This is a genomic window from Bradyrhizobium yuanmingense (genome assembly GCF_900094575.1).
GTDB lineage: Bacteria > Pseudomonadota > Alphaproteobacteria > Rhizobiales > Xanthobacteraceae > Bradyrhizobium > Bradyrhizobium yuanmingense.
This window is the reverse complement of record NZ_FMAE01000069.1, coordinates 1-5,042: the sequence shown is the minus strand read 5'-3', so window position 1 is coordinate 5,042 and position 5,042 is coordinate 1. Positions and strand designations below refer to the sequence as shown.

At 59.1% G+C, this 5,042-nt stretch carries 1 protein-coding gene and 4 pseudogenes; all 5 read right to left on the bottom strand.

The features are described 5' to 3' along the window. Positions 1-139: 139 nt before the first annotated feature. A pseudogene (locus tag GA0061099_RS38800) lies at positions 140-460 on the bottom strand (IS3 family transposase); the annotation flags it as partial. Next, a pseudogene (locus GA0061099_RS43370) lies at positions 461-1,823 on the bottom strand (IS110 family RNA-guided transposase). Positions 1,824-1,941: 118 nt separating this feature from the next. Further along, a pseudogene (locus GA0061099_RS40910) lies at positions 1,942-2,040 on the bottom strand (IS6 family transposase); the annotation flags it as partial. Position 2,041: 1 nt separating this feature from the next. Continuing rightward, positions 2,042-2,389: pseudogene (locus GA0061099_RS38790) on the bottom strand (IS256 family transposase); the annotation flags it as partial. A 297-nt stretch (positions 2,390-2,686) separates the two neighbouring features. Then, positions 2,687-3,616, bottom strand: coding sequence for a replication-relaxation family protein (locus GA0061099_RS38785; protein WP_074448675.1), 930 nt, complete (start codon positions 3,614-3,616; stop codon positions 2,687-2,689). Positions 3,617-5,042 lie beyond the last annotated feature (1,426 nt).

Here is a 5,042-nt window from a genome sequence, read left to right as displayed (position 1 = left end):
TGCCCGACAATGAATCACAAGCGATTCATCCGATTCAAGATTTTTCGATTAGGACTACCGCAATCGAATCAAGCATTTGTGGGTAATTGAAAGCTCATCGTATGCCTACGATAAGACCACCCTCAAGAAGGTAGTACGGCGGCCGCGCCCGCAAACCCTGCAGGCGCGTCAATCGTTCGATCTGGTGCAGGCCACAGTCAGCCCCGTCAGAAAGCAGATCACGCCACACTCGGCGCGCGCCATAGGTGCGGTCACTGGCCATGAAGCTGGCCTTGACCTTGCCACCGAGCTCTTCGTCGCTGCGGGATCTGGCGCTGGGCGAACGATTCAGCCAGGCATGGAAGCCCGACCGCGACACCCCCAGCGCATCGCATAGCCATGCCACCGGCCAGATCGCCCGGTGCTTCGCGATGAAGACGAACTTCATGTCGCTTCCTTCGCGAAGAAGGCTGCGGCCTTCCTAAGAAACAGCCAATTGGCCGCCCGGGGCCACTTGCAGGACGAATCCGAGTGACTTGGCACGTCGCCTCAGATTGGCGACGACACGGCTACGATATTGTTCCTCGTAGTGATCAGCACCCGGGTCTTTGTAGGTCATGCCGTGCCTGAGCGTATTGTAGAACAGAACGGCTATTTTGCGAGCGGTCGCCGTGACCGCCTTTGCCTTGCCGGCGCGCAAAGCCAGCCGTCGATAGAATGCGCCAAGCGCCGTATCGCTCCGCCCAACCGTGGTGGCTGCAAGCCGCAGCAGTGCCGCTGCTCGACTGGACGATCGGCGCGTGCGCGAAGATAGCAACTTCCCACCGGAGATCTTGTTACTTGGCGCGAGGCACAGCCAGGAGGTGAAGTGCTTGGCGGTCGGCCAAGCCTTCAGATCCGTGCCGCACTCGCCGATGAGCTTCAACGCGAGTGATGGGCCCCATCCATGGATTTCAGTCAGATCGATGCCAAGGACGCCATATAACGCGGTCCTGACGTCGAACGACGGTGTGTTGACCTGCTTGGTCTTCACCCGCGGCCTGGAGAGCTTGCGGATCGGCTTGGCTCCCTTGTCAGTCAACGCTGTGATCGGATTCCAGCTTGCGGTCACAGTCGAGCATCTTGGCCTGGTAGGTGTCATAGAGCTCCAGCGACTGGGTCAGTGCGAAGACATGTTCGTCCCGATAGTTGCCCACCAGCGCGGCGCGGATGGTCTCGATGGAGGAGTGGCAGCGCACGTCACGGTAGGTCGCCAACACGTCAGGAGTCCGCTCACCCGCGACAATAGCTCGGATAATCTGCATCCCGGTCGCGCCCGTGATGTCGGAGACGACGTGATGAAGTTGCAGGTTCATCTCCATCAGGGCCTTCTGCATGTGCTGGATATGGGCGGCTGCATATTCGACTAGCCGCTCTCGCTGGCGGAGATAGGCGCGTAGCGTCGCGATATCGGCATCAGGCCGAAAGCTGCCGCGCAGCAAACCGTAGGAATGAAGCTGGCGCAGCCAAGCGGCGTCGCTGACATCAGTTTTACGCCCAGGCACGTTCTTTGCGTAACGTGCGTTGACCAGAATGACCTCGAACCCTCGCTGCTCGAGAATCTCGTAGACCGGGATCCAATAGACTCCCGTCGATTCCATTGCGACACTGATTACGCCGCACGTTTTGAACCAGTCCGCAAGTTCGTGCAGGTCCTGCGTGAATGTGCCAAACGCACGCACCGGCGTGTCAGTGCAGCCTGGGTCAACCGCCGCCATGTGCATTTTTGCCCCAATGTCGATGGCGGCGGCTCCGACGTTGACCGGCTTTGATTCCGGGCGGCCACCGGCAAGCGTCTTCGGCATTGCAACTCCTCCGTCCAGTCATGGGAATGGAGGGTCTGGGTTATGCCAATCATCATCTTCCTAATCGGGATCGCCGTCCGACGGCGTCACCATTCCCAAGTTCGCATCCACCCATGGATTCGCCCGCGATCGAGATAACGACTTCGCCCAGATGCCATTTGTCACCGCGAGCGGGTGCACGCTGGCGGATCCGATCGGAGAACGGCTTGCCGAATTTCCAAGGCATCCAGGCTCTTCGTCCGCCGCGCCCATAGCGGCAGGATTGCCGAACTGAAGCGGAGGCGGTCGCCTGGCCCGCTCGCTCCGCGGTCGCGGACCTTGGGACGAGCGACCTCCACCGGACCGATGCCGGTCGCAATCTCGCGCACCGGACCGTGCCCATGTCGGACCAGGCGCGCTCGACCGTCGGGCAGCGTCAGATTGGCCGTGCTGGCCAGAAACGCGCCAACCTCGATCTCGATCGCCCTGGCAAGCAGGTCCCGCGCGCCGGCTCGAACGATATCGGTCACTGGATCATCAACCGCGGACGGCTGACGGAAAGCAAGAACATTGGTAGTCTCGGTCATGGCGTATCGCTCTCCTCGAGAGGTTCTGGCAGGCTCGTCATCCGCCTCGATGCGCCGCCTTCCTCACACCGTCATCACCCAGATTCCGCCATAGCTCGGCCGTCCGCAATCCTTTCGCAGTGCAATGTCTAATCCATTCCCAATCTATGATGTCGCCTTGAAGAGGCGGGGCCGAGGGTGGACATGGTGCGTGTGCACCAGCGAAGAGACAGTTGTGATGTGGGGTCGGGAAGACAGCCGCGCCGCCGCCAGATACAAAGCAGCCAGGGCGCTTTTTCTGTTGCTGCTTTCGGCTTGCTATCGGTCGACGTCATCGAAGGCGTCCAAGAGGGATCCGGCTGAACGAGCAAAGCACTCGCGGGACCAGCCACAGCGAAGGATGGCCGCCGTGCGCCTGTCCAAGGACCGGGGTAGCGTTGAGCCCCGATTGGCGCGGGGCACACTGGCCTGATCTACAACCTTATTCAAGCGGGTGGCGCGGCCACCTCCATCTTGCCAATTGTGAGCCAACGGATCGCTCCTCTGCAGCTCGCCGGCCAAGGCAAAGAAAAAGAGGGAAGGTCCGGGGCTCTGCGGCACATTCAGCTGCTGCAGCCTCTCGATCATGGACCGGGCACGTTGTTGATCAGTGGTCACAACAAGTACTCGGAACGTCTTCCAACCAAACTGTTTCATATGTTGTCCTTGACCGTACGCGGCGAGATACGCATGCATCTTTCGCTCGAAGCTCGTCTGTCGAAAATCTGAGCGGGAGATCGGCATCGTGCCGCGGTCGATCTCTACCATGAAGCAACGGCGCGAACCATCGGGAAACATGAAACCGAACACAAGGTCGGGAACTACGGCGATGTCGTGCGCGCGCTCGCTCTGCGAGATGGTCGCTCGCAATGCGAACGGATTTCGATTTTTGCGGGTGCACTCAGGCGAGCTCGCAATAATCTCTTCGGGAGGAATGAGCCGCACGTCACTCCGGCCACGCGTGGACCGTTCCAGCGCTATGTGCAATTCGACGATCTCCAGCTGGTGCTCAATAAATGGTCGGCCCGCTTCGCCATTTTTCCGGCTCCACTCGCAATGTGCAAACGCAGCGCCGCGCTCGCTGAGCAACTGGGCGCCGAGGTCGCCAAGCGCGTACACCATAGGTGCCGAACCAGATGTAGGGTAGTAGTCGAGCTGCGCGCGGCCTATCGACATAGCCCGCATGATAGAGGCGACACAGCCGGTCATTGGTACGATCGAGTGAACGGTCCACAAGGGCCGCAATGTGCGATGATCGCAAGAACCGATAACGCGCGAGTTGCCGCAGGATCAGCACGTCATCGTCGGTGATTCGAAATGGAATGGCTTCTGGCGAGCGACGGAAGCGAGGCCGACGTTTTGGGAGTGCTAGGGTATCGTCCATGGCGCGAGAATGTATCAGACGAGACCGTGGATGCAGATAATCGGCCGCGCCAGCGCAAGAAAAAGTGAAAGATCATTGCTGTAGCTCATCCATCTACATGCCTGCACATGCTCACCACGCCCGGGAGGTCGCGCCGTCGAATAAAGCAGACCCGCAGCACTGCACGCGCTATCTTCACCTCGGAAAGGAGGTGGTTTTGATGGAATTGGATAGCAGGATCGCGCGCGTTAAAGAACTCATCGCCAAGCGCGAGGAATTGGACGCCGAACTTGGTGAGCTTCTTGGTGGCGACGTTCGCGAGCGACGCGTTCCCAAATGCTCGATTTGCAATGAGCCTGGACACCGAGCGAATAAGTGCCCTTCAAAGTCGGCCGACGCACCAAACTAACAACAAGCCCGCTTCGGCGGGCTTCCTTTTGTGCACTATGAGCGCCAGTCATCACCGCCTACCCGAAATGGCTTCACCTGAAGTGTCCGAGATGTGGCGAGCACATCCAGCTTCAGCTGGCAGGCGCTCGTAGTTGGACGATTGGGATAGACGACACACGACCTTTCCCGACGTCGCTGATCGCTACAGGCAACGAGCCAAAGACATATTCTTGGCACTTCAATGAAGGGCTGTCCGACGAGGCGGCCCATACGCCAAGCGTTTCGATTACACTCACACTTGACAAGAAGAGCTATCACGTCGGTACATATGAAGGACGATGCGCCGAGATTGGCAATTCGATGACACCGCTTCGTTATGACGAGCGGATTGCCGTTCAATGCTGGCACGGAGACCAAGGTGATGAAATCGCTGTCTTGCTGGACCGAGACAAATTGACGGTGGAGCATGCTCCCTTAAACAAGTCAGGCGTGGTCGCACAAGATTTCCGGGGAGAGTTCGTCCCACTATTTGAACTGTAAGGTGACGAGGCGACGACGCGGATCGCAACGGATATGCTTGCACGATCGTGCTATACTTCCTTCAATGACAGCAAAGGAAGCCACGCTCAGCGAAATCGGCGAAATGCTAGGGCGCGTCGTCGAGCGTATGGTGACAAAGGACGTTCTTGAGCCATTGGCGACGAGGGAGGATGTCGAACCTGGGGATGTCCCGGGTTCTGTTGAATTACTGAAGAGGTCGGCGTTGCCCACCTTGAGCCGGTAGGCTCGGGGTGCTGATTCCACAAAGGAGAGCAACGCCATGACGAGAGATATCACACCGGCTGGTTCGCCGGCGACTGGGGCTGTGGACGAAGCGTTTGC

Excerpts from the sequence above, each read along its gene's own strand:
- GA0061099_RS38785 (WP_074448675.1), bottom strand. The coding sequence starts at position 3,616 with ATGACCGGCTGTGTCGCCTCTATCATGCGGGCTATGTCGATAGGCCGC.